The organism is Xanthomonas sp. SS, assembly GCF_014236835.1.
In the GTDB taxonomy this organism is placed as follows: Bacteria; Pseudomonadota; Gammaproteobacteria; order Xanthomonadales; family Xanthomonadaceae; genus Xanthomonas_A.
Genome location: NZ_CP051190.1, coordinates 449,718 through 472,744 on the forward strand (window position 1 = coordinate 449,718; position 23,027 = coordinate 472,744).

10 protein-coding genes are annotated in these 23,027 nt (G+C 70.8%); all 10 read right to left on the minus strand.

Translation table 11 applies throughout. The features are described from left to right. Nucleotides 1-34 precede the first annotated feature (34 nt). Nucleotides 35-1,342: a PstS family phosphate ABC transporter substrate-binding protein gene (locus HEP74_RS02060; protein ID WP_185814977.1), complete on the minus strand. Its 1,308-nt coding sequence runs from the start codon at nt 1,340-1,342 to the stop codon at nt 35-37. A 320-nt stretch (nt 1,343-1,662) separates the two neighbouring features. Continuing rightward, nucleotides 1,663-13,725 carry a filamentous hemagglutinin family protein gene (locus tag HEP74_RS02065; protein WP_185814978.1) on the minus strand — a complete coding sequence of 4,021 codons (12,063 nt, stop codon included), beginning with the start codon at nt 13,723-13,725 and terminating at the stop codon, nt 1,663-1,665. A 24-nt stretch (nt 13,726-13,749) separates the two neighbouring features. Next, entirely contained in the window at nt 13,750-14,103 is a 354-nt protein-coding gene (locus tag HEP74_RS02070) for a hypothetical protein (protein ID WP_185814979.1), read from the minus strand. Beyond that, nucleotides 14,100-14,798 carry a hypothetical protein gene (locus HEP74_RS02075; RefSeq protein ID WP_185814980.1) on the minus strand — a complete coding sequence of 233 codons (699 nt, stop codon included), beginning with the start codon at nt 14,796-14,798 and terminating at the stop codon, nt 14,100-14,102. The genes HEP74_RS02070 and HEP74_RS02075 overlap by 4 nt, the downstream gene beginning before the upstream one ends. Before the next feature lie 2 nt (nt 14,799-14,800). Then, nucleotides 14,801-16,504 (minus strand): putative porin, encoded by a 1,704-nt coding sequence (locus HEP74_RS02080; RefSeq protein WP_185814981.1) that lies wholly within the window; start codon nt 16,502-16,504, stop codon nt 14,801-14,803. Between the two features lie 28 nt (nt 16,505-16,532). After that, nucleotides 16,533-17,204, minus strand: a complete 672-nt coding sequence (locus tag HEP74_RS02085; protein ID WP_185814982.1) for a TonB family protein — start codon at nt 17,202-17,204, stop codon at nt 16,533-16,535. A 9-nt stretch (nt 17,205-17,213) separates the two neighbouring features. Next, nucleotides 17,214-17,618, minus strand: coding sequence for an ExbD/TolR family protein (locus HEP74_RS02090; RefSeq protein WP_185814983.1), 405 nt, complete (start codon nt 17,616-17,618; stop codon nt 17,214-17,216). 4 nt (nt 17,619-17,622) lie between these two features. Beyond that, complete coding sequence (locus HEP74_RS02095) at nt 17,623-19,392, minus strand: DUF2341 domain-containing protein (RefSeq protein WP_185814984.1); 1,770 nt, start codon at nt 19,390-19,392, stop codon at nt 17,623-17,625. Nucleotides 19,393-19,427: 35 nt separating this feature from the next. Further along, on the minus strand, nt 19,428-20,990 hold the full coding sequence (locus tag HEP74_RS02100; protein ID WP_255427857.1) for a ShlB/FhaC/HecB family hemolysin secretion/activation protein: 1,563 nt from the start codon (nt 20,988-20,990) through the stop codon (nt 19,428-19,430). A gap of 620 nt (nt 20,991-21,610) precedes the next feature. Further along, complete coding sequence (locus HEP74_RS02105; RefSeq protein ID WP_185814985.1) at nt 21,611-22,909, minus strand: DUF58 domain-containing protein; 1,299 nt, start codon at nt 22,907-22,909, stop codon at nt 21,611-21,613. Between the last annotated feature and the right edge of the window lie 118 nt (nt 22,910-23,027).

A 23,027-nucleotide genomic window follows, 5' to 3' on the forward strand; every position in this document is an offset into this window, starting at 1 on the left:
CGCCGGTCGCGTGATTGACGCTAAGCGCTAGCGTTTACTGCACGCAGGTGTTGACGGTGTTCTGCGCCGAGGCGGTGACGCCGCCCAGGTAGGCGAAGCCCTGCGGCAAGGCCGGGCGGGTGCTGGTGTTGTAGAAGATGTTGAACAGGTCCTTGACCGCCTGCACGTGCGCGGCGCTGCCGTTGCCGCTGGTGAAGCCGGCCAGGTAGGTGATCGCCGCGATCGGGTAGGTGTTGGTGATGGCGGCGGTCGGATTGACCAGGCGCACGCAGTTCTTCACCGCGGTGGTGCCGCTGCCCGGCACGACGTTGACGGTGGAGCCGTCGAGCACGCGACCCGTCAGCAGCGCAGCGGCGGCCAGGGTGACCGGAACCTGGTTGCCGCTGGAGTCCCTACCGAAGTTCTGCGGGTCGAAGCCGGCCACGGTGACGTACTTGGCCGACTGCAGCAGCACTTCGCCGATGTCGGCATAGCCCAGCGCGTTGCTGTTGGTGACGCGTACCGAGGTCACCACGCCGTTGTTGCCGCTGGCGCCGATCGCGCGCGAGCCGTACACGCCGCTGGTGCCGCCCGGCAGGGCCGAGTTGAAGGTCTGGTTCGGGCTGAACACGAAGCCCGACGGCACGTTGGCGGTGCCGTTGCAGGTGCGCGCCAGGTAGCTGGTGAAGGCGAAGGTGGTGCCGCTGCCGTCGGTGCGGTAGACGATCTTGATCGGACCGGTGGTGCCGCTGCCGGACACGCTGCTCCAGTCGCTGACCAGGCCCGAGTAGACCTGGCAGACCTGGGCGGCGCTCAGGTTGAAGCTGGCGGTCGGGGTGCTCTGCGGCAGCGCGATGGCGCCGGCCAGGGTCGGGACCTGGACGATACCCACTTTGCTGGCGGCATTGCCGCCACCCAGGAACGCGTTGTAGTCGGCGGTGCTGTACGGCGCGTCGGTGCCGATGAAGTCCGGTGCGGCAGCCGCGCCGCTGAGGCCCAGCGGCGAAACGCTGAAGTCCTGGCAGGCCTGGTTGGCGGCGGTGCTGCCGGTCACCGTGTTCTTGCCGAAGCCGCTGCCGGTCTGGCAATACGACACCTTGTTGGTGCTGTTGGTGCTGTAGGTCAGGAACACCGAACCGGTGCCCAGGGTCGCGGTGGTGAAGCCGCTACCGGCGGTGTTGCCGGCATTGGTCGACAGGCGCGCGTTCGGGGTCACGCCGGTATAGGTGTTGCCGACATACGGCTGCGCCGGGAAGGTGGCGCCGCCGCCGTAGAGGTTCTCGGCGGCCATGGCCGAACCGGTGGACAGGGTCGCGATCGCAATGGCGATCGCGCTGACGCGGGGGAAATTAAGATTAAGCACTTGCCTCTCTCCTTGGTGAGAAAACGACGGAATGGATCCGGGGGAATTCTTTACCTGTAGCGTGCTGGCGCCATGGACTGGCGCCAAGAAAGGTTGCGCTCGGCAGATGATAATGCGGCGACATTCGTCGGAATGTTTCTTTACCTGTGATGCGCAGTCTGAAATGGCCTGATTTTCATGGCGATGACATAATCAATTGATCGGAAACTAACGATTAACTAGATTATTTTCCGAAGCGGAAATTGGTGTCTACAAAATGCGCCATTTTCTACTTGCCGCGACGACGCCTGAACGCCGCCGCGGCCCGTGTCGCGGCACTGTCATGGACCGGGCTGGCAGCGCGGATCGTCCACCTTGCAGTCGCCGAACCCGACCACCTGCACGGTGATCACCGAGGGCGCTTCGCGTGGCGTGGAGGTGCCGCGCGCCGCCAGATCGCCGACTGCATCGGTCACCGCCGCCGCGGCGTTGGAGGCGGCGCTCAATGCACCGCCGTCGACGTTGCGTGCGGTGCCGACGCCGACCGCATCGCCCTGCACCTGGATGTTGTCGGCATTGGCGACGAACTGCGCGGCCACGATCAGGTTGCCGCTGGCGCGAATGCCTGCATCGCCGGCATCGACGGTGCCGCGCGGGGCGACTAGCACCGCGTTGCCGCGCGGGTCGTCCGTGTTCAGGCGCAGCGTGGCGATGCCGGCGCCGCTGACCTGGCCGCTGGCATCGAGGATGCAGTACTGATCCTGGTCGCACAGGTAGCGCGCACGCGCGCGCTCGGCGCTGGTCTTGCTGCCCTTGCCGGCGTTGATGTCGCCGTTGGAACTCCACAACATCAGGTCGCCGCCGCGCTGGGTGAAGATGCGGCTCTGCGCCAGCAGCACGCTGGCGTCGGTGAACACGCCGATGTCGCCTTGCCCCACCGCCAGGATGCCTTGCTGCGCCGGACCGATCAGCACGTTGCCCTGCGCATCGGTCACTACCGGCGGCGCCAGCACGCTGCCGACCTGCAGTCCGCCGCCCGGGCCGAGGATGCGGATGTCGCCTCCGGCCTGGGTCTGCAGGGTTGAGCCGCGCATGTCCAGGGTGCCGGTGACGCTGCGGGTCGCCGCGCCGTTGGCGCCGCCTTCCAGATTGTTGCGGGTGTAGCCCAGCCGTGCGGGGAACAGCGCTTCGATCGCGGCATAGCCGCGCGTGTATTTCTGGAAGTCCGGGCTGGACCGATCCGCATAGCCTTCGCCGACCTGTTTGAGAACGTCCAGGAACACGCGTTCGCTCAGCAGGCGCTGGGTCGCGCTCGGCAGCTGGGCGAACTGGCGCCAGGCCTCGGCGGGTGTCGGCGTGTCCTGCGCGGTCGCGGCTTGCTGCGCGCGCGGCGTCGAGGCCGGTGCGGACGTGTCCTGCGCATGTTGGCGCACGAAGTCGAGCAGCCATTGCCGGTAGGTGTCGGTGTTCTGCTGGCTGCCCGGATCCAGATACAGCGCGGCCAGCGCGTCGGCATCCTCGCCGTTGGCCACACCGTAGCGCACCACCAGGTCGGCGCCGGAGGTGGTGCGGATGCCGCCCGCATTGCGGTCCACAAGCCCGATGCGCAGGCCCTTCATCGCCTCTTCGGCCGAGGTCAGCGGGCCGAGATTGCGTCCGGCCTCCACCTCGAACGTTCCCGGGCCGGCGAGCGACATCCAGCCCCAGCGCACGGCCTGGTCGCCAAGCGGGCCTCCGAGGATCGAGGTGTAGCGGATGTCGCGCCCTGCCTGCACCCGGGTCACGTCCGAGGCCCGGTAGTTCTGCGCTCGCAGATCCAGGTTGACGATGTCGCGGCCGGCACGGATGTCGGCCGGTTTCGGCATTTGCAGGGTCAGCGGATTGAGCATGAAGCCGTCGGCCGCATAGCCGCTCGCCACGTCGCCGTCGCGGCTGTAGAGGCGCACCGGTTGCGTGTCGTCCCGATGCAGACCGAGTTGCGCGCCGCTGCCGGCGGCATTGTCGTTGCCGTCGTAGTTGCCGGTTTCGTCGAGCATCGCCAGTTGCAACCTGCTCTTGCCGGCGACCAGGGTGTCGTTGAACAGGCGGATGTCGCCCTGCGCCATCGCCTCGAGCTGCCCTTGCGCCGACGGATACAGGCGGCCGCCGGTCTCGAACTGCAGGCTGCCGGCATGGGCGACCGCTTCCACCAGGGCCGGCAGCACGTTGTCGAACACGCCGTCGTTCAAAATGAGACTGTCGGTGCCGCGGCTCGCATCGCGCGCGCCGTTGCCGAACAGCGTCGCCGGCAGCTTGAGCGTGCCGAGGCGGATATCGCCGTTCAAGGTGTCGATGGCGATCGCCGAGGCGCTGCCGTAGTCGGTGCCGGCGCGGGTGCTGTCGCTCATCAAGGCGGCGACGCCGCCGGAGGACAGCACGTAGCTGGGATTGACGATGGCGCCGAGCGCGGCGTCGCCGCCGGCGTGGATCGTCCATTGCCCGTCCTGCAGCGCGAACACCGGATCGACCGCGCTGCTCACCTGCAGCAGCGTCCCCGATGCGTCGTAACCCTGGCCGCTCAGCGTGAACGCGCTGCCCAGGTTGCCGCCGGCGTCCAGGCGGCCTTGTCCGCGTGCGACGAAATAGTCGCCGCCGAGCACGTCGCGTCCGGCCTGCACCTGCAGGTCGCCGCCGCCATAGGTCTGGCGGCCCTGCGCGGTCAGCCGGTAGCTGGTCGGCAGCGACACCGACAGTTCGCGGATGTCGCGGCCGGCCTGCACCGCGACGTCGCCGCCGCTGCTGAGCACGCCCTGGGAGAAGCCGCCGTAGTTGATCAGCCCGGCGCTGGGGGTGACGCCATCGGCGCCGACCGGATTGCCGACCTGCAGCCACGGCCACCAGTACTGACCGACGTAGTTGCCGACCACGCCGGTGCGGCTACCGTCGCGATCGAACACCTGGCGGTTGCCGAGGATGTCGCGCCCGGCCTGCAGCAGCAGGTCGCCGGCGGCTTCGGCATTGGCCTGCGCGCTGACCACCTGGTCTGCGCTGTGGCTGGCGTCGTCGCTGCGCACGATGCGGATGTCGCTGTCGGCCTCGCTGCCGGCGGCGGGCTGGCCGGCGCTGTAGATGCTGGCCGGCGCGTCGGCGTCGGCGAAGCGCAGGTCGCGCGCGGCGGCGATCTGGATGCTGCCGGTGCCGGTGCGCACCACGGTCGGCAGCAGCACGTCGTTCTTGCCGCTTTCCTGGTAACGCTGGTGGCCGTCGAGCACCACGTCGGCGTCGCTGCTGGCGCGCAGCGCGTCGGGGCGGATGCTGGCGAAATCGGCGCCGGCGACGATGCGGTAGCGGCTGCTGTCGCCGCCGATCAGGCTGGTGGTGGCGAGCGGCAGCGGATTGCTGGCGTTGGCCTGCAGCGACGGGGTGTTGTGGGTGGCGGCCGGCAGCAGCGGGCCGAGCACCGGCGCGGCGGGCAGGGCCAGGGTGGCCAGGCCGAACACGCCCGAGTTGGACAGCTCGGTGTTGTACGCGAACATGCCGAGCAGATAGCTCTGGTAGCTGGCCAGGTAAGTGGAATAGTCCGCAGGCGAAGTCGGCGCGCGCGGCGCCTGCGGCTGGTCGGGGTAGTCCTGGACCGGGTAGCCGTTGTCCGGCGAGTAGCTGTAGATCACCCCTTCCAGCAGGCTCATCGGCAGCCCGCCCAGGTCGTGCGGTTGCTGCAGCATGTCCAGCAATTGCAGGTATTGCCCGTAGTACTGCGCGGCCTGGTCGGGATCGCCGAGGTCGGACGGCGGCGCCGGGAGCAGGCCGTCGATGCTGATGAAGGCGTTGTTGAAGGCGTTGTCGAGCAGCGCCTGGTAGGCGTTGGCCGCGCCGCTGTAGGTGCCCTGCGGGCCGCCGCCGCCGAACGGATTGCGCAGTTGGTAGAAGCCGTCGCTGAGGCTGGCCTTGATGGTCACGCCGCCCTCGGCGCGCAGGGTCAGCACCGGTGCGTTGCCGTTGTAGCGGAAGTCCAACTGGTCGCGGTTGGCGCCGGCGCCGAGGTTCCAGTTGCTCATCACCCGGATCTCGCCGCCGTTGATGGCCGGATCCGGATTGCGCAGCTCGATGCCGGGGCGCGCGCGCAGGTTGGGCAGGTTGGCCAGGCGCGCTTCGAACGCGAAGCCGGGACGTTGCACGAAGCCCATCAGCGTGCCGGGTGTGCCCGCTGCATCGTCGGCATAGCCGTAGAACTGGCGATGCGCGGCGTTGGCGCTGTCCGGAACGAACACGTAGCGGCTGAGGTAATCGGCGACTTGCGCCGGCGTGGTGGGCGCCGCCACCGCGTTGCCGGCCAGATCCGTCCAGCTGCCGGCCAGCAGCGCGCCCTGCGCGTCGTACCAGCCGGCCGGATCGACGATGCCGTCGAAGTGTTTGACTGGATCGGTGCTGGCGTCGGTGGTGCTCCACACCGCGTAGGCTTCCAGGCCCACTTCGCGCGCGCCGCGCACGCTGGCGCCGTTGGCCACGGTCACGTTGACCTCGCCATCGGCGAGCAAGGGCGTGCGGATCTCGACGTTGCCGCCGGACAGGCCGCCAGCGCTGCCGCCGGAGACATCCAGTACCGCGCCGGCGCCGAGCGCGATGCTGCCGGCCGCGCCGACCTGCACGTTCTGGTAGCCGTAGTCGGCGTTGAGGGTGCCGTCGTCGCGGCCGCTGCTGCCCAGCGTGATCGTGCCGCCGCGCTTGTCGGCGGCGCTGCCGCGGGCCAGCAGTTGACCGTCGATCGCCACGCCGTGGCGGCCCCACAGGGCGATGCTGCCGCCCTGCGTGCCGGAGGCGTCGATGCTGCCGGCGATGCCGATGTTGCCGTTCGCCGCATCGCGGCCGATGGCATCGGCGCCGCCGTCGGCGGTCAGGGTCACCGCGTCGGCGCGCAGCGTGTTGCCGGCCGACAGCAGCAGGTTGCCGCTGCGCGCATGCAGGTCGATGGCGCCGTCGAAGCCGCCGCCGGCCAGCTGCGCGGCCAGCGGATCCAGCGCGATCGCGCTGCCCGAATCGAGCAGGAAACGGCCGCCGCTGCCCTGCGCGGCGTGGCCGTCGAGGGTGCCGGGCAAGCTCACCCGGCCTTGCGTTGCCGACAGGTTGACGCTGCCGGCGTCGGCGCTGCCCACGGCCGACACGTCGATGCGGGTGGTGGCATCGGCGAGCACGTCGCCGGCCGTGGCCTGCAGCGTGACCGTGCCGCCTTGGGTCGGCTTGGTGGTGTCGAAGAACGTGCTGGCAACGCCGGACGCATCCAGCGTGGCGCCATCGTGCAGGCGCACCGCGCCGTCGCTGCTGCGCAGGACGATGCCGCCGGAATTGGCGCGGATCAGTCCGTTGCTGTCGATGCTGGCACCGACCAGCGTCACCCGCCCGCCCAGCGGTTGCGCCGCGTTGACGCTGCCGCCGCTGCCTTGCAGGCGCAGCGCGCCGCCGGTGCGCAGAGTCTGATCGGCGCCGGCGTCGGCCAGCAGCAGCGGGGTGCGCAGGTCCACGTCGCGCGTGCCGAAATCGAACTGGCCGCGGTCGCGCACGTACAGCGTCTGCGCCGCATCCACCGCGACCGCGCCGAATCCGGTCAACTGCTTGTCGCCGCCGGCGAAGGCGACCTCGCGTCCCTGCAGGTGCAGCAGGCCGCCGCCGGCCACGGTGTCGGCCGGTGCCGCGCTGGCGCCCTGGTTGGACAGGGTCAGCTGATCGGCGCTCAGGCTGACGTCGCGGCCGTCGCCGACGAAGCGGCCGGCACTGAGCGTGAGCGCATTGCTCACGCGCAGATCCAGGCCGCCGGCGAAGTCCATGTCGCCGTAGCTGTGCAGGTTGACCTGTTTCGCTTGCGCGAACTGGGCCAGGCTGCCGGCGCCCAGCACCAGGCCGTCGGCATCGCCGCTGGCCGCCTGCGCGTCCAGCCGCACGTGGCCGGCGCTGGCGTCGATGCGCTGGCTGCGCAGCAGCGCGCCGGCATCGATCGCGCTGTCGCCGGTGGAATCCAGGCTCAGTGCCGCGCCGCCGTCGAGCAGCGCGCCGGCGCCGATCTGCAGCCGTGCGCGCGCCTGCGCCGCCTCTGGCACGTTCGCCCGTTCGATCGTGGCCGCGCCGAGGCTGGACAGGCGCACCAGCGCGCCGTCGCCGCTGTTGCCGCCGTCCTCGCCGATCAGCAGCGTCGTGGCCGCGCGATCGCCGCTGCCGCCCTGCGCGCGCAACACGCTGCCGGCGTCCACGCGCAGGCCGCCGTCGGCAGCGTCGCCGGCGGCGGTCGCCAACAGCAGTTCCGGCGCTTGCAGCGCGCTGCCGGCGTCGTTGCTGATCCGCAACTGTTGCGAGGTGACATGCAGGCGCGTGCCGTCGGCGCTCTGCTCGCGGGTGCCGCCGAGCAGCAGGCTGCCGGCGTTCATCGCGTTGAGCGCGCTCGCTTCCACGCCGACGTAGCCGGTCGCGGCGCTCTGGCCGGCGCCGAGCACCTGCAGCGCGCGCGCGGCGATATCGATCTGCGCGGCGTTGCCGCCGCTGGCCGCGGCGGTGGACAGGCTGGCGCCCAGGCGCAATGCCTCGCCCGCCGCCAGGATCAGCTGGCCGCCGTCGCGCGGCAGCTGCGGCGTCGCGTTGCCGGCGCCGGCCGCCTGCGCGGCGAAGAACGCGTTGGCGCCGGTGCGGGTGTATTCCGAGTACTGGCCCCAGGTCGCCGCCGACTGCACTTCGAACAGCTGGCTGCGCGCGCTGCGGGTGCCGCTCAGGGTATCGACCAGATAGCCGGCGACCACCGCGGTGCCGTCGGCCGCGACCAGGTTCTGCGCGGCGGTGGCGTCGGTGCTGCCGCTGCGCGCGACCACCCGGTAGGCGCCGGGCAGGGTGGCGTACTTGGCCGGCAGCAGCGTGTAGTCGCCGTCGGCCAGGCCAGGCACGCCGCTCAGATGCACGGCGCTGCCGAGCGCGGGCGTGCCGCCCTTCTGTTCGAACGCCGCGTCGCTGGCGGCGACCGGGCTCTGCACGCCTGGCACGATCGCATAGACGCTGCGGCCGTCCGCGTACAGCGGTACCTGGGTGGCGTTGCCGCTGGCATAGCTGGTGTTGGTCGAGGACAGCAGGTCGCGGCTGCCGCCGGTGCCGGGCACCCACTCGCTGGCCTGCAGGTCGCCGCCGCCGGACAGGTCCACGCGCGCGCCGGGCGCCAGCGCGACGCTGTCGGCGTCCAGCCGGATCTGCTTCTGCGGCGGCGCGCTCAGCGCGGTGCTGCTGCCTTGCGCGCTGCCGTCGTAGCGCCATTGCGAGCCGTCCACGGTGCTGCCGTACGGCAAGGTCGCGCCTTCCAGCGACACCGAGGTGAGGCTGCCGGCACCGAGGCTGACCTCCAGCGTTGGCGTCAACGTGCGAGTGCCGAACACCGCGCGCGTGGCCGCGTCGTCGAGCGCGCCGACGCCGAGCAGCAGCCGCCCGCTCGGCGCGCGCAGGCGTCCGTCCTGGGCGATGCGCGTGGCATCCAGCGCCAGGGTGCCGCCGGCCGACAGCGGCAGCGCCGGCATGTCGCCCTGGGCCTGGATGCGGATGCTGGTCTCGGCGCGGCTACCGTCGCTGCCGGGCGCGCCGAGCGCGCGCACCAGGAAGGTCTCGCCGCTGGCCGGATACAGCTGCGCGGCGCTGAAGCTCAGATTGCCGGCGGTCAGCAGTTCGCCGGCGCGCGGCGTGGCGATGCCGTTAGCGTCGAGCAGGTAGGCATAGGCGGCGGGCGTGTGGAACCGCACTGCGCCGCTGCTGGACAGCCGCGCCTCGCCGACGCCGTCCAGCGCGAACTGGCCGCCGAGATCGATCTGCGCGGCTTTCACCGTCAGCGTGGTCGCGCCGGGCGCCTGCGGTTCGACCAGGACTGCGGCCGCGCTGTTCGGCGACTGCCAGCCGTTGAGGCCGACGTAGGCGGCGCTCAAGGTGACTTGGCCGCTGTCGGCCAGGCTGCCGAAGCCGGTGGCATCGGCAGCAAGCAGGGCATAGCGCGGCGCATTGAACACCAGCGCGCGCGCCAGCGACAGGTCGACGTCGCCGGCGAAGCCAACCGCTACCTGCGGGCGCAACGTGTTGGTCGGCGACTGGTCGCCGACCAGCAGGGTGTCGATGCCGCTGCCGTCCAGGCGATCGGCGGCGAAGTACAGCGGGCCAGGCGTGGCGCTGGCGTTCGGCAACGGCGCGCCCGGCTGCGCGCCCTGCGGCAGGCGGCTGTCGTGCTGGGTGAAGATCACGCCGCTCGGACCGGGCAATACCTGGTTGCTGCCGTCGACCAGCTTCAGCGGCAGCAAGGCCAGGGTGCCGCCGCGGTCCTGCGCGCTGCCGCCGCCGGCGCGGATGCTGCCGTCGAAATACAGGCCGGTGCTGGCGGCCAGGTCCAGGCGCCCGCCGGCGCTGCCCACGGTCTGCGCCTGCAGCGTGTCGCCGCCGCCGATGATGGGGTTGCCGCTGGGCAGATCCAGCACCGCGCTGGTGCCGGACAGGTCCAGCTGCGCGCCGGCGGCGACCACGATCGCGCCGCTGTCGTTGCTGAGGGTGATGTGGCCGCCGTCGAGCACGCGCCCGCTGCGCGGCCGCACCAGGCCGTTGGCGCCGGGCTGCAGCGCGGCCTGCGGATCGAGCAGGGCGATGCCGGAGACGTCCAGACGGCTGTTGGCGCCCAGCCACAGCGCCTTGCCCGGCGCCGCATAGGCCGGGCCGCGGTCCACGTCCGGCGCCGCGGACAGGCCCGAGTCGCGCGAGGTGTCGCCGGACACGGCGATGCTGCCGCCGTGCGCCTGGATGCTGCCCAGCACCTCGACCTGGCCACGCCCGCCGATGCGCACGTTGGCGCCCGGATCCAGCAGCAGCTGCGCGCCTTCGTCGAGCAGCACGCGGCCGCTGGCGCCGCTCAGGCTGGGATTGCCGGCGACGCGGCCGAGGAAATCGCCGCCGCGCAGCGCGAAATCGGTGGCGGGACGATAGAACGGATCCAACTGGCCGAGCGTGGCGTAGCCATTGCCGCCGGACTGCGCCGCACCGGCGACCACCTCGCTGCCGCTGGCGGCGCCGCGCAGCGCCTGCAGGTTCGGGAGCAGGTTGCGCTGGCTCACCCGCAGCTGGGTGCCGGCGACGACGGTGGCGTCCTGCTCGGCGGCCAGGTCGTAGCTGCCGAAGCTGTTGTCGGCGAAGAAACCGGCATCCAGGTGCAGTACGCGCGCATCGCTCGGTGCGCTGCCGCCGATCTGCACGCCGAAGGCGCGCATGCTCAGCGTGCCGCCGCCGGCGAAGTTGTCCGCGCGCAGATTGGCCGGGTCGAATTGCAGCAGCCCGGCGCCTTCGGCGACCGGGTTGTTGGCGGTGTAGGTGGGCGAGCCGGCACTCTCGTTGGAGGGGCGTACGTAGGTGTGTAGCGCGATGTCGCCGCCATGGCCGAGCGGCCGCCCGTCGCGCATCGCCAGCGCGCCGTTGCCGTCGACATAGCCGCCGCTGGAGGCATCCAACACGGCGCCGGAGGCGATCAACAGCGATCCGCTCTGGTCGACGTTCTGGCCAGTGACGGGGTCGGTGATGCGCAGCTGCAACGCGTTGAGGCTGATGCTGCCGCCATCGACGAAAGCGCTGCCCTGCGCTTCGGCGCCGAACCGGCGATCGTCGTTGATCCAGCGCCCGCTCACATCCAGCCGTGCGTCCGCGCCGAGCAGCAGATCGCCGTGGCCGAGCAACTGCCGCGTGTCGGTGGCTCGCCTGGGATCATCCACGAAGGCGAAGCCGCCGCTGCTCTGCAGCGCGATCTTGCCGGCGTGCGCGGTCAGCGTGCCGTCGATCTCCAGGCGCTGCGCCTGCAGCGAGATCGTGCCGCCGTCGGCGACCTGCACATGCGCGCCGGTCGCTACCTCGATCACCGGCGCATTGCCGATCGCCAGCGTCTGCAGGCCGCTGCCATTCACCATGCGCGTGGACAGCTGCGACCAGAACAGCGGATTGTCGCGGTCCTGCGCCGGGGCTGCGCTACCCGGCAACGCATCGGCGCGCGTCCCGAGCGTCAGCCCCTGCGGCAGCGCCGTGGCGTCGTCGACGATGCGCCAGCTGCGTTGCTCGCGGCTGATGTCGCCGTTGACCGACAGGCCGATCGTTGCGTTGTACAGGCCCACATCGCTGTCGATGCGAAGCGCGCCGCCTTGCGGCAAGGTGCCGCTGGCAACTTGGTAACGCCCGGCGAGCGCCTGCGCGGAAAGATCGCCGGCGAGCAGTGCCACGCCCGGTTGCGCCCCGTTGCCGCTGTTGTGGCGGCCGAGTTCGATGTTCAGCGCGCCGGCGTCGCCGCCCTGTAGGTAGTCGCTCTCGTAGTAGCGGCGGCTGCCCAGCAATGGATTGCTGAACTGTTCGCTCACGCCCCAGCGCGTGTGCGCGACGGTCTGCGTGCCGGCCACGCCCAGGTAGCGCATGGACGGGTCGGCGCTGGCCAGGTCGTACAGGCGGCCGTCGGCACCGAGCAGGCGCGGCGTTTCGACCATGCCGCCGAGCATGTGCACGTAGCCGCCGTCCATGTTCACCTGCGCGCCGGGCGCGATCACCAGGTCGCGCGCGCCGATGTTGATGGTGCCGCCGTCGAGCAGCATCTCGTCGATGGTGCGCGGAACCTGGTCGACATAGCCCTGCGCGTTCAGCAGCGGGCTGCCGACCCAGGCCTGGCCGTCGTCGCGCACGCCGCTGGCGCGGCGATCGAACTGCAGCGACTGGCGGAACAGCGCGCCGTCGCGCTGCAGCGGCGCGTCGGCCAGTTCGTTCTGGCCCACGCGCGGGATCTGGATCAGGTTGCTGCGCATCGCCTGTTGCACGTCGGCGATGCCGGACACGTCGAGCTGTGCGCCACCGTCGATCATCAGCCTGTTGTTGAGCGGGGAACGCCCCTGCAACCGGATGGTCTCGCTGCCCAGGCCGATCAGGTTAACGGTGCCGCCCGGAGCGAAGGTGAGCGACTGCGCGCGCAGCTGCACCTGTGCGCCGGCCAGGATCATCTTGGGACCGAGGAAGGCCAGGTCGGCAGCGCTGCTGGAGGTGGTGGTCTCGCCATCGTGCTCGGGCAAGATGGCGGTGACCGAGCCTGGCGCCAGTTCCAGCGCGCCGCCTCTGTAGTTGGCCAGCGCATCGCCGCCGACGGTGCCTTCCTGGTCGATCGCCAGCAGCATCACGCTGCCCGGGCGGCTGATGCTGGTGCTGGCCTGGACCAGGCCGCGCTGCTGCACGTCGTAGCCGACCAGCGTCGCGTTGCCGCGGGTCGCCGCGATCGTACCGCTGTTGTCCAGTGTACCGACTGCGGAGCGGTCGCTGCCGATCGGCGAAAAGAAGCCGCTGAAGCCCAACGGCATGAGGTTGCCGCTGCTGGTGCCGAGCAGCGTCTGCAACTCCTGCGACTGCCGCAGCCCCAACACCGCCGCCAGCGTCGCCTGCCCGTCCTGCGCGGTCACGGTACCGGCGTTGCTGACGTTCGGCGCGGCGATCAGGGTGTAGCCCTGGCTGCCGCTGGCGATGCGCGCGCCGCTGTCGATCTGGATGTCGCCCGGGGTCTGCCCGGCGGCCATGCTGTCCAGGCCGGTCAGCACCGTGCCGCTCTGCCCGGTGGTCCCGAACAGGCCGCGGGCGAGGAAGGTCTGGTCGCTGGTGGCGCGGTTGGCGTCGAACAGATCCAGCGACGACACCAGCAGCGAATGCACGTTGACCTGGCTGGCGCCGCCGAACAGCACGCCGTTGCGGTTGAGCAGGTAGACCTGGCCCGGCGCCTGGATGCTGCCCAGGATCCTGCTCGGCGCCGCGCTCGGGTCGTTGACCCGGTTCAGCGCGATCCACTGCGCCGCGTCGCTGCCGCCGGCCGACTGGTCGAACTGCAGCAGGGTGCGGCTACCGACGTTGAACGTCTCCCAGTTGAGGATCGCCTTCTTCTGGGTCTGCTGAATGGTGACCTGGGTAGTGCCGCCGGTGGTCTGCTGGGTCGGCGCACGCGCGCCCAGCCAGACGTTGCGCTGGCCCAGGCGCGGGTCGTCGCTGCGCACCGCGCCCGGATCGATGACTGCGCCGTCGGGCAGTTGCAGGCCGCCCTTGCCCAGGCCATCGGGGACCATGCCGGCTTGCGCTGCCTGCGCCGCGGCGCGCGCGGCGGCCTGGGTCGCGTCCAGGGCCTGGCGCGCCTGCGCGGCGCGCTGGAACGCCTGCAGCGAGGTCTGCGCCAGCTTGCTGGCCGCCGCCGATTGCAGGCCCTGCTGCTGCGCGGCGGCCGCGGCCTGCGCGCCCGGGTCGGCGCCACGGCGCACGAACGGGCTGGTCTGCGCCTGGCTGCGGCCGACCAGGGCGGCCGAGATCGCCAGGCTCAGCACCAGCAGGCGAAGGGGACGGCGGAGGCGGTTGCGGCGGCGGCGACGGTTGCGGGGCATGGCGGCGATCTCGGTGGCGGCGCGTCAGCGCGCCGGAGCGAACGGAGTAGGGAGGTAGTGCGGCTGCGGCCGCTGCGGAACCAACGAGCGGCCATAGGCATCGCCGTAGCGCTGGCGCAGCGCGGCCGGCGTGGGTTGCCCGCGCTGCAGCGGATCCAGCGTGCTCGCGGCGGCGGCCAGCGGCGAGGCGCCGGGGCGGGCGCTGGCGGCCGCGGCGCGCAGCGCCTGGTTGAGGCAGTCCAGGTGGCCGGCGACGTCCTCGCCGATCCGCACCTGCACGCATGGCGCAGTCGCCGCGGGTGTGGCCGGCGCGGCGTGCGCGTGCAGTGCCAGCGCGGCCAGCGCGAGCGATGCCAGCGCGGCGCCGCGGCGCTTCATTGCACGCTGTCCTGCATCGCCGTGGCCGTGGCCGTGGCCGTCGCCGTCGCCGTGGCCGCGGTGGCGCCGGCGCAGGCCTGTGTCTGCGCGTGCTGTTCGGCCAGGCGGTCTTCCAGGGCGCGCACGCGGTTCTCGCGGGTCACCCTGGCCATGCCGAACAGCTCGCGGCCGTGGCTGCGCACGAAGCGCACGAACGCCGGGTCGCGGTACAGCGCGGCCAGTTCGCGCGCGGTGGCGTACAAGGCCTCGCTGCCGCTCGCGCACTGCGCCATCCGCGCGCGCTGGCGCTGCAGTTCCGCATCCAGCGTCGCCTGGGTCTGCGCCTGCTGCGCTGCGGCCTGCGCGGTCCTGGCCTGCGCCTGCTGCTGTTCGCGCTGTTGCGCCAGCGCCGCGTCGCGTTCGCGCTGCGCCTGTTGCAGTTGCCGCTGCAGCGCGGCCTCGCGGCCCGGATCGGCGCTTGCGGCACGCGGCGTTGGCGCTGGTGCGGCGCGCAACGCATCGCGCTCGCGTTCGGCAGCGGCGGTGGCCAGCTGCTGCTGCACCAGGTCCGCTTCGGCCTTGCGCAAGCGCGTGCTGGTCTCACGCAGCGCTTCGCGCAATCGCGTCTCGGTGCTGTCCTGGGCGTGCAGTGGGGCGACGGCGAGCAATGCCGTCACGAGCATGCCGCAGGCCAGATGGGAGGGAAGGCGGGGCATGCTCAGAACTCCGTGCCGAGGTCGAGCTGCAGCAGGTCCACCGCGAACGGCGGGCCGGAGATCTCGTTGGCGCTGAGCCAGCGCAGGCCGACCCAGGTGTTGCGCGCCAGCGCATAGTTGCCGCCGACGATCAGCCCGCGCGCATTGGTGCCGCCCAGGTGGAAATCCGAATCGGTGAAGCCGTCCGGCACCGCGTCCGATTCCAGGTACTTGTAGCCGATGCTGACGTTCCAGTCGCCGGGCTTGACCGGCTTGGGCTGGCCGACGGTGAAGTTGAGGTAGTAGCCCATGTCGCCGCCATCGAACACGCCCTGGTCGCCGAGGTTGTTGACCGGGCCGAGCGAGCGCACGCGTGCGGCGTTGTAGCGGGTGTTCTTGACCACGTCGGCCTCGACCAGCACCGCGACCGGGGCGAACTGGTCCAGCTGCAGCTGCGCGTGCAGGTCGGCCACGCCGAACTTGCTGGCATAGCCGTAGTACTGCAGTTGCGGGCCGTTGGGGTTGGCGGGATCGGCGACGATGTCGCGCAGCGCGACCAAGGTGTTGCCGAACTGCTGGAACTGCGGCCGCGAACCGTCGGTGTCGCAACTGTCGGCCGAGGTCGGCGCCAGGCACGGCGACGAACGCTTGCCCTCGAACTGGTCGTACTGGAAGTAGCCCAGGCCCACGCGCAGCGCCATCGCGTCGGCGAAGCGCCACTGCGCGCCCAATTGCGCGCCGTACATCCACTTGTCGCGGCTGCGGGTCTTGCTGGTGCTGGTGGAGCCGAAATCGAACTCGGTGTTGTAGACCGGGAACAGGCCGGCGCTGATCCACGGCGCGAACTCCGCGTCGGCGTCGGCGAGGTCGTAGCGCGCGGCCACGCCATCGAAGTTGAGATCGTTGTCGAACACCAGTTCGCTGCTCCAGAACGGATTGGCGAAGCGGCCGAACGACAGGGCCAACCCGTCGAGGGGCGTGAGCTGCAGCGCGGCGCGGTCCAGCCACAGCGAATACTTGGACAGGTTGCCGTTGCCGCCCAGGGTCTGGTTGGTGGACACCGGGCTGCGGTCGCTGCCGGTGGCCAGGCGCAGGTCGGCCTGCACCCAGTCGGCGATCTGCGCGCTGACCCCGAGCCGCGCACGCACGCGCATGCGGCTGCGGTTCTGGGTGGTGTTGAGGAACGGGGCGTTGTTGCTGCCCACCGTATCGAAGCCGGAGCCGGCATTGATGGCGCCGAAGTTGGGGAAGGCCGCGTAGTTGTCGTCGGCGTTGAACACGCCTTCGCCGCGCACGCGCAAGTCGCCGTACACGCGCACGCGCTGGGTCCATTCCGGCAGCGCACCGGGCGCGGCCCAGCCTTCGGACTTTGCCTGCGCGGTGACTTCGGCGCGCAGCTCGTCCTTGATCTGCTGGCGCACCGGCTCGGGTACGTACGGCACCACCACCGCGCCGGGCTGGGTCTTGTACCCCGCGGTGCCGGCCAGCGCCGGTGCGGGCGCGGCGGTGGCGGAGGCTTCGCGGATCAGGTCGTCGGCCTGGGCGCGGGTCATCACGCCCTTGGCGACCAGCAGATCGATCAAGCGCAGCGTGACCTGCGGGTTGATCTGCGCCGGGTCGATCGCGGGCGCCGCGGACTGGGCCATGGCTGCGGCCGGCGCCAGCAGCAATGCCAGCAGCGCCAGGCGCAGCCGGGACGGACGGTGGAGAGGAGACGAAGTGGTCATGCGGGAGTCCTTGATGCGAAACGCGGCGTCAGCCCGGCGCCAGGGCGCCGATGCGCAACTGGATGGGCTGGGGAAGGGAGGCGGGCGGCGGTTGCGGCAGCGGCTGGTCCTGCAGCGCGCGCACGATCGCCGCGTCCAGTTCCGGCTTGCCGGCCGAGGTGAGGATCTGCAGGCGGCCGATGCTGCCGTCCGGGTTCAGCCACAGCGCCACGGTGGCGCTGTAGCGGCCCTTGCGGGTGCGTTCGTCGCGCTGCAGCAGCTGCTGCACCGCGCGCTGCACGCTGGCCGCATAGCTGCCGAACGGACTGCCGCCGCCGCCCTTGCCGCCGATGCGGGTGCCGCCGCCGTCGCCGGCCTGCAGGCCGAAGGCGTTGTCGCCGGGACCGGCCGGCGCGGTCAGCGGGTCGCCCGGCGGGGTCGGCTCGGCGTCCGGCTTGGGTTGCGGCGTCGGCTCGGCGGCCTGCAAGGGCTGCGGGCGTTCCTGCGGCTTGGGCGGCTGCGGATCGGGTTTGGGCGGCGGCGGAGGCGGCGGGGGCGGCAGCATCACCTGGGTGATGCGCGGCGGTTGCGCGCGTGCTGGTGTCGCTTGCTGCGGGCGCAGCAGCGTGGAGACCAGCCAGCCAAGCAGCAGCAGCGCGAGCAACGCCGCGCCGACTTTCAGCCAGCGCCGCGGCGGCTCGGTGTACTGCAGCGTATCCATCGCGTCCACTCAGCCGGCCGCCGGGCGTTGCGTGGCCAGGCCGATCGAGGCGATGCCGAGCCGGCTGCACAGGTCCAGCACCGCCATCACCTTCTCGTACTGCACGGTGCGATCGCCGCGCAGCATCACCGGCAATTCGGCATCGCTGGCCAGCGCGTTGCGCAGCTGCTGTTCCAGTTCGCTCATGCTCACCGGCACCGCGTCCAGGCTGACCTGGCCGTTGTTGTCGATCGCGATGACCTTGGTCTTGGGCTCGGACAGCGGCTTGGCCGCGCTGGCCTTGGGCAGTTCCACCTTGATGCCCTGCACCGCGGCGGTGGTCATGATGATGAAGATCACCAGCAGCACGTACGCCAGGTCCAGCATCGGCGTGATGTTGATGTCGTCGTAGGGCTTCTTGCCTTGGACCTTCATCGGCTCAGCCTCCGCCCACGCGGACCGGCGCGTCGCCGGCATAGTCTTCGGCGATGCGTTTTTCCAGTTCGTCGACGAACACCTGCATGTCCGCCGAGACCGCTTCGGCCTGGCTGAGCAGATAGTTGTAGCCGAACAGCGCGGGGATCGCGACGGCCAGGCCGGCCACCGTGGCCAGCAGCGCGGCGGCGATGCCGGGGGCGATCGCGTTGATGTTGACGTCGCCGGCCGCGGCCACCGCGGCGAAGGTGATCATGACCCCGACCACGGTGCCGAGCAGGCCCAAGAACGGGCCGCCGGAAATGGCGATGGTCAGCAACACCATGCTCTTGTGGATGCGCTGGCCTTCGCGCACTGCGGCCGCGTCCAGCGCCGAGCGGATCGCGGCAATCGACTGCGGACGCACCACGTTGGTCCCGCTGGCCTGCAGGCGTTCGCGCAGTTCCTGCTGCCCGACCTGCAGCAGCCGCGCCAGATTGGAGCGCACGCCGGCGCTGGTGCCGAGCTGCTGCCAGTGCGGGGCGTGCAGCGGATGCGCGGCCACCTGCTGGCGGTAGGCGTGCAGGAAGCGCGCGTTGGCGCCGGCGGTGGCGTTGAGGTACAGGCCCTTGCGCACCATCACCCACCAGCTGATCAGCGCCATCACCCCCAGGATCCCGATCACCGCCCACGCATCCGGGGTCAGCGCGGCGATCAGGATGCCGAAGTAGTTGTGGCCGCCATCGCCGGAATGCTGTTCGACCGGATCGAAGCGCAGCAGCCGCGCGTCCACGCCCTGGCTGCGCGCCGCCGCTTCGATCGCGCCGATCGCACGCGTGTTTTTGGCGATTTCGACCTCGTCGAGCACGCCGATGAAGTTCGGCCGCGCCGCGCCGGATTCGCCGCCGAGCAGCAGGCCGCCGCTGCTGGCCGGCAATGCCACCGCGGTCTCGCCGGCGGGCTGGCCGTTGACGAACAGGGTCGCGGTCTTGCCGTCGCTGCGCAGCGCCACATGCGCCCAGGCATCGACCGGCAGCGCGGTGGTGGCGGCGATCTGCGCGGTCGCGCCGAACTCGGCCAGCACGCGGCCTTCGTCCAGGCGCAGGGTGAGCACGCCAGGCAGCGCCAGCAGCACGCCCGAGGCATTTGCGCTGGCCGGCTTGGCCCACAGCGACACGGTCGCCGGCTGCGCCGCTGGCCAGGTCAACGAGGCCGAGGTGGGGATCGTCACCGGCGCGCGTCCGTCCAGGCGCAGGCCGGCGCCGATCAGCGCGGTGTCGGCCAGGGTCGGTGTCGTGGCGGTGTTGTTGCCGTAGGCGGTGCTGTCGGCACCGGCGGCTTGCGCACTGGCGAAGTGATAGACCGCCACGGTGTCGGCGTCGTAGCTGCCCTTGGCGTCGCTGCCGCCGCTGGCCTCGGGGTTGCCGAAGTAGACGTATAACGGCGTGCTCGCGTTGGCCGGCAGGTCGGGCAGATCGACCCAGGCCAGCGCCACCTGGTCGACCAGGCCGTCGTATTTCTCGAAGTGGTACTTCAGCGGCGTGCGGTCGTCGCCGGCGACGAAACGCACGTCGCTGCCGTCGGCCTTGGCATCGGCGAAGTTGAAATTGCCCGCGTGCAGGCGCACCAGCACCTGGGTGCGCCCGGACGGCTGGCTCAGCGCCGCACCGGTGGACGTGGTCTCCAGGGTGAGCTTGGCTCGATAGTTCCACTTGCCGTCCCACCATGTCGCGGCCATCGCCGGCAACGCGAGCAACAACAACCCCAGCAGCACGAACATACGCAGTCTGATCACGATCTACCCCAATTGATGTTTGAACGACGCCGGCGTCAGAACTCGCTCCACAGCCGGAACAGCACGTTGATGTCTTTCTGCTTGTGCCCGCCGGGGCTGGACAGCGGCGCCGCCACTTCCAGCGCACCGTTGAGATGCGCGAACGCCTTGAAGGCCGCGCCCAGTCCGGTCGACACCAGGGTTTCGCTGACCGACTGCTCGGGCAGCGGGTCGTGGATGCGCGCATAGCCGGCGTCCACGAACGCGTGCACGCGCGCTTCCTGCACCATGCGCCCGGCCGCGGAGGCGAACGAGGGACTGCGCAGTTCGAACTGGCCGGCGGCGCCGTAATCGCCCAGCGCCTGGCTTTCGGCATAGCCGCGCACGCTGTCCATGCCGCCGATGCTGAATTGCTCGTTGCTGATCAGCGGCTCGGACGCCAGCTGGGTCTGCAGTCGCGCATACCACTGGTAGTCGCTGCCGAAGCTGCGCGTGCGCGAGGCGTCGGTGCGCAGGTGGAAGAAGTTGGAGCGCGCCTTGTAGCGCTTGATGTCGAAGCGCGCGCTGTCGTCGCCGACGCCGCGCACGTTCATCGTCGCGGTCAACTCCAGCGTGTCGGTGCCGCGCGGCTGGCTCCAGGTGGCGTTGTAGGCGGCGCTGAGCGGCAGGTAGCGGATCGGCGCGGAGCTGCGGTCGCCGCCGAACAGGGTGTCTTCCTTGAAGTCCTTGTAGTCGGCGCCGATGCTCAGGCTGTGGAAGAAGCCGGCATCGGCCGGCAGCGCACGGATCAGGCGCAGGCCGGACAGGCTGCCGTTGCCGATCACGTTGAAGCCGCCGATCGCGGCGACCTCGCTGTCGCTGCGCACCGTGTAGCCGAGCAGCGACCACGGCGATGCGCCGAAACGCGCCAGGTACGAAGCGGAAAACACCCGCGCATCGGACGGCTGTTGCGGCGCGGTCTGCGCCGAGAAGGTCAGGCTGTGGCCGCGTTGCCACAGATTGTCGTAGCGCACCGACCCGCTCAGCCGCAGTTCCGAGGTATTGGCGCTGTTGCGGTTGTTGAGCTCCAGGCTGCCGTGCAGCGGCAGCGTGTCCTCCACGTTCAAGTCCACGTCCACCGTGTTCGGCTGCGCGCCCGGCTTGACGTCGGGGGTGACGCGGCGGTCCGGCCACTGGTTCAGCGCGACGATATCGCGCTGCACGGCGTTGAAGTCGGGCACGGTGCCTTCCTGCAGCGACGGCGCGCCATCGGCGATGGCGTCGGGAGAAAAATAATCCGCGCCATTGACCCGCAAGCGGCCGATGCGCTGCTCGCTGACCTGCAAGGTGACGAGACCATTGCCTGCATCCTGCTCGGGAATGCTCACCGCCACCGTGGCCAGGCCCTTGCCCGCGTACAGCGTCTGCAACGCGGCGCGCGCCGCTTCCACATCGGCCTCGCTGCGTTGCGGGCCGAGAAACGGATACACCGCGCGCTCAATTTCCGTTGCGCTCAATTCGCTGTTGCCGACGACCTGATAGGCCATCACGTCGAAACGCGCGGTCGGCGCGTCTGCGGCGAAGGCGCACGGCACGCCGCACACGGCCATGCCGAGCGCTGCGAAGATTCGCAACTCCATCTGAAAATATCCCCTGAACTTCGGCGCGCGGCGCGATGCCGCTATGAAGACCGCTGCAATGCGGCGAGGACCATAGGAGCGCTAAATGACCATCCGCGAACGCTTTTATGACGGCGCGTGTAAGGTTTTTGCCATAGACGGCAAAAATGTGCCGAGCACTGAAATATGAATTCGAAGTGCAGCAACATCATCCGCGGCTAGCGCCAGGCTGCGCATAGCGAAGCGCGGGATTACCGCGCGATGACGCGCTCAGAGGCGCACGCAGCAGCGCAGCGGCACCGGTACGACTTGTCTACGAGATCGTCCGTGTCGCGGCTGCGCGACGACAAAGATCGGTCGCGCTAAATGCGAGGTAACGTTCACCAGCGCAGCCCGGCTGCTTCTCGCCGGTGGCCGGGAGTCGCGGCGCAGCGCTTGTCGCCAGCTTGTCGGCCGTGGCCTGCTACGACTTGATCAAGGAGAAGGCGCCGTCCGGCGTTTCGGCATCCGAGCTGGACAGGTTGCTGCAACGCTGCGAATGAACGCCGCCTTGGCATCTGCGGATCGCTTGCGTGCTTGGACGCTGCAGCGATCGCGCGCCGTTTCGCCGGCAACGCTGTTCCGCGAGCTGCGCGTTGCCGCTACAACAACCCGTCGCGTTTGACCGCGAGATAGCGTTCCACCAGCGCGCCCGGCAGTTCCTCGCCGGTGACGTCGAGCACCATCACGCCGTGGCTGCGCAGGGCGTCGTGGGCGTCGCCGCGTTGTTGCAGATAACGCGCCACCGCGCCGGCCTGCACCGCCTGCTGCAGGTCGTGCACGTCCTGGCTCAGCGCCTGGTCCAGCGCGTGCTCGCGCAGGCTGGCCACGCACACCAGGTGCCGGCGTTGCAGCAGCCGCACCGCGGCGAGCAGGTCTTCGATGTCTTCGTCGCGCACGTTGCTGATCAGCATCACCAGCGAACGGCGGCGCTGGCGCAGCGACAGTTCGGTCGCCGCCGCCAGGTAATCGGTGGCCACCGCCTGCGGCTGCAGGTCGTAGCTGGCGCGCAGCAGCGCATCGACCGTGCCCATCCCGCGCTGCGGTGCGACCCAGCGCGCGTCGCCGCCGCTGGCCATCAGGCCCACCGCATCGCCCTGGCGCAGCGCCAGGTACGACACCACCAGCGCGGCATTGAGCACGTTGTCGAAATGCGACAGGCCGCTCTCGCTGGCCATCATTCGCCGCCCGGTGTCGATCAGCATCAGCAGCTGCTGGTTCTTCTCGTCCTGGTACTCGCGCGAGATCAGCTTGCGCGCGCGCGAGGTGGCCTTCCAGTCGATCTGGCGCAGGCTGTCGCCGACGCGGTATTCGCGCATCTGGTGGAAGTCGGTGCCTTCGCCGCGGCGCCGCTTCAGGTGCGCGCCGACCAGCCGCGAGGCCTGTTCGGCACTGAACAGGGCGAAGCGGGTCAGCGGCGCGAAGTTCGGATACACGCGCACGGTCTGCGCCGCGCCGGCCACGCGCCGCTGCCGCCACAGGCGCCAGGCCGAATGCAGGCGCAGATGGGTGCCGGGAAATTCGAAACGGCCGCGCGCGGTCGGGCGCAGCCGGTAGCTGAGGTGGGTTTCGCTGGCCGCTTGCAGGGTCACGCGCCGCGGCAGGCCCTGCATCCACCAGCCGCCGGGCACCAGATCGAACACGTCCAGCGTCTGCCACTGCGCGCTGTCGATGCGCAGCCCGGCCTCGCGCTCCACGCCCAGCGGCAAGGCTTCCGGCAGTTCGCGGCGCAACTGCGGGGTGGGGCTGCGCCACAGCCGCCACGCATCGACCGCCGCGATCACGCCGATCGCCGCACCCAGCGCTTGCCACGGCCACAGCGACAGGAACTCCAGTGCCGTGGCCAGGCCGCACAGCGCCCATAGGCCGAGCAGGGCGAGCAGTGGCGGAGCAGGTCTCATGGATGAGTGGCCGGGATTGGGGATTCGGGAATGGGGAATCGCAACAGCGCGGCGCGTGCACCCAAGGCCGCACTGGCAGCAGTTCGGACTCGATCAGGGAATGCCGGCATCGCCGCCG

Excerpts from the sequence above, each read along its gene's own strand:
- HEP74_RS02100 (WP_255427857.1), bottom strand. The coding sequence starts at position 20,990 with ATGGAGTTGCGAATCTTCGCAGCGCTCGGCATGGCCGTGTGCGGCGTG.
- HEP74_RS02065 (WP_185814978.1), bottom strand. The coding sequence starts at position 13,725 with ATGCCCCGCAACCGTCGCCGCCGCCGCAACCGCCTCCGCCGTCCCCTT.
- HEP74_RS02105 (WP_185814985.1), bottom strand. The coding sequence starts at position 22,909 with ATGAGACCTGCTCCGCCACTGCTCGCCCTGCTCGGCCTATGGGCGCTG.
- HEP74_RS02085 (WP_185814982.1), bottom strand. The coding sequence starts at position 17,204 with ATGGATACGCTGCAGTACACCGAGCCGCCGCGGCGCTGGCTGAAAGTC.
- HEP74_RS02080 (WP_185814981.1), bottom strand. The coding sequence starts at position 16,504 with ATGACCACTTCGTCTCCTCTCCACCGTCCGTCCCGGCTGCGCCTGGCG.
- HEP74_RS02075 (WP_185814980.1), bottom strand. The coding sequence starts at position 14,798 with ATGCCCCGCCTTCCCTCCCATCTGGCCTGCGGCATGCTCGTGACGGCA.
- HEP74_RS02070 (WP_185814979.1), bottom strand. The coding sequence starts at position 14,103 with ATGAAGCGCCGCGGCGCCGCGCTGGCATCGCTCGCGCTGGCCGCGCTG.
- HEP74_RS02090 (WP_185814983.1), bottom strand. The coding sequence starts at position 17,618 with ATGAAGGTCCAAGGCAAGAAGCCCTACGACGACATCAACATCACGCCG.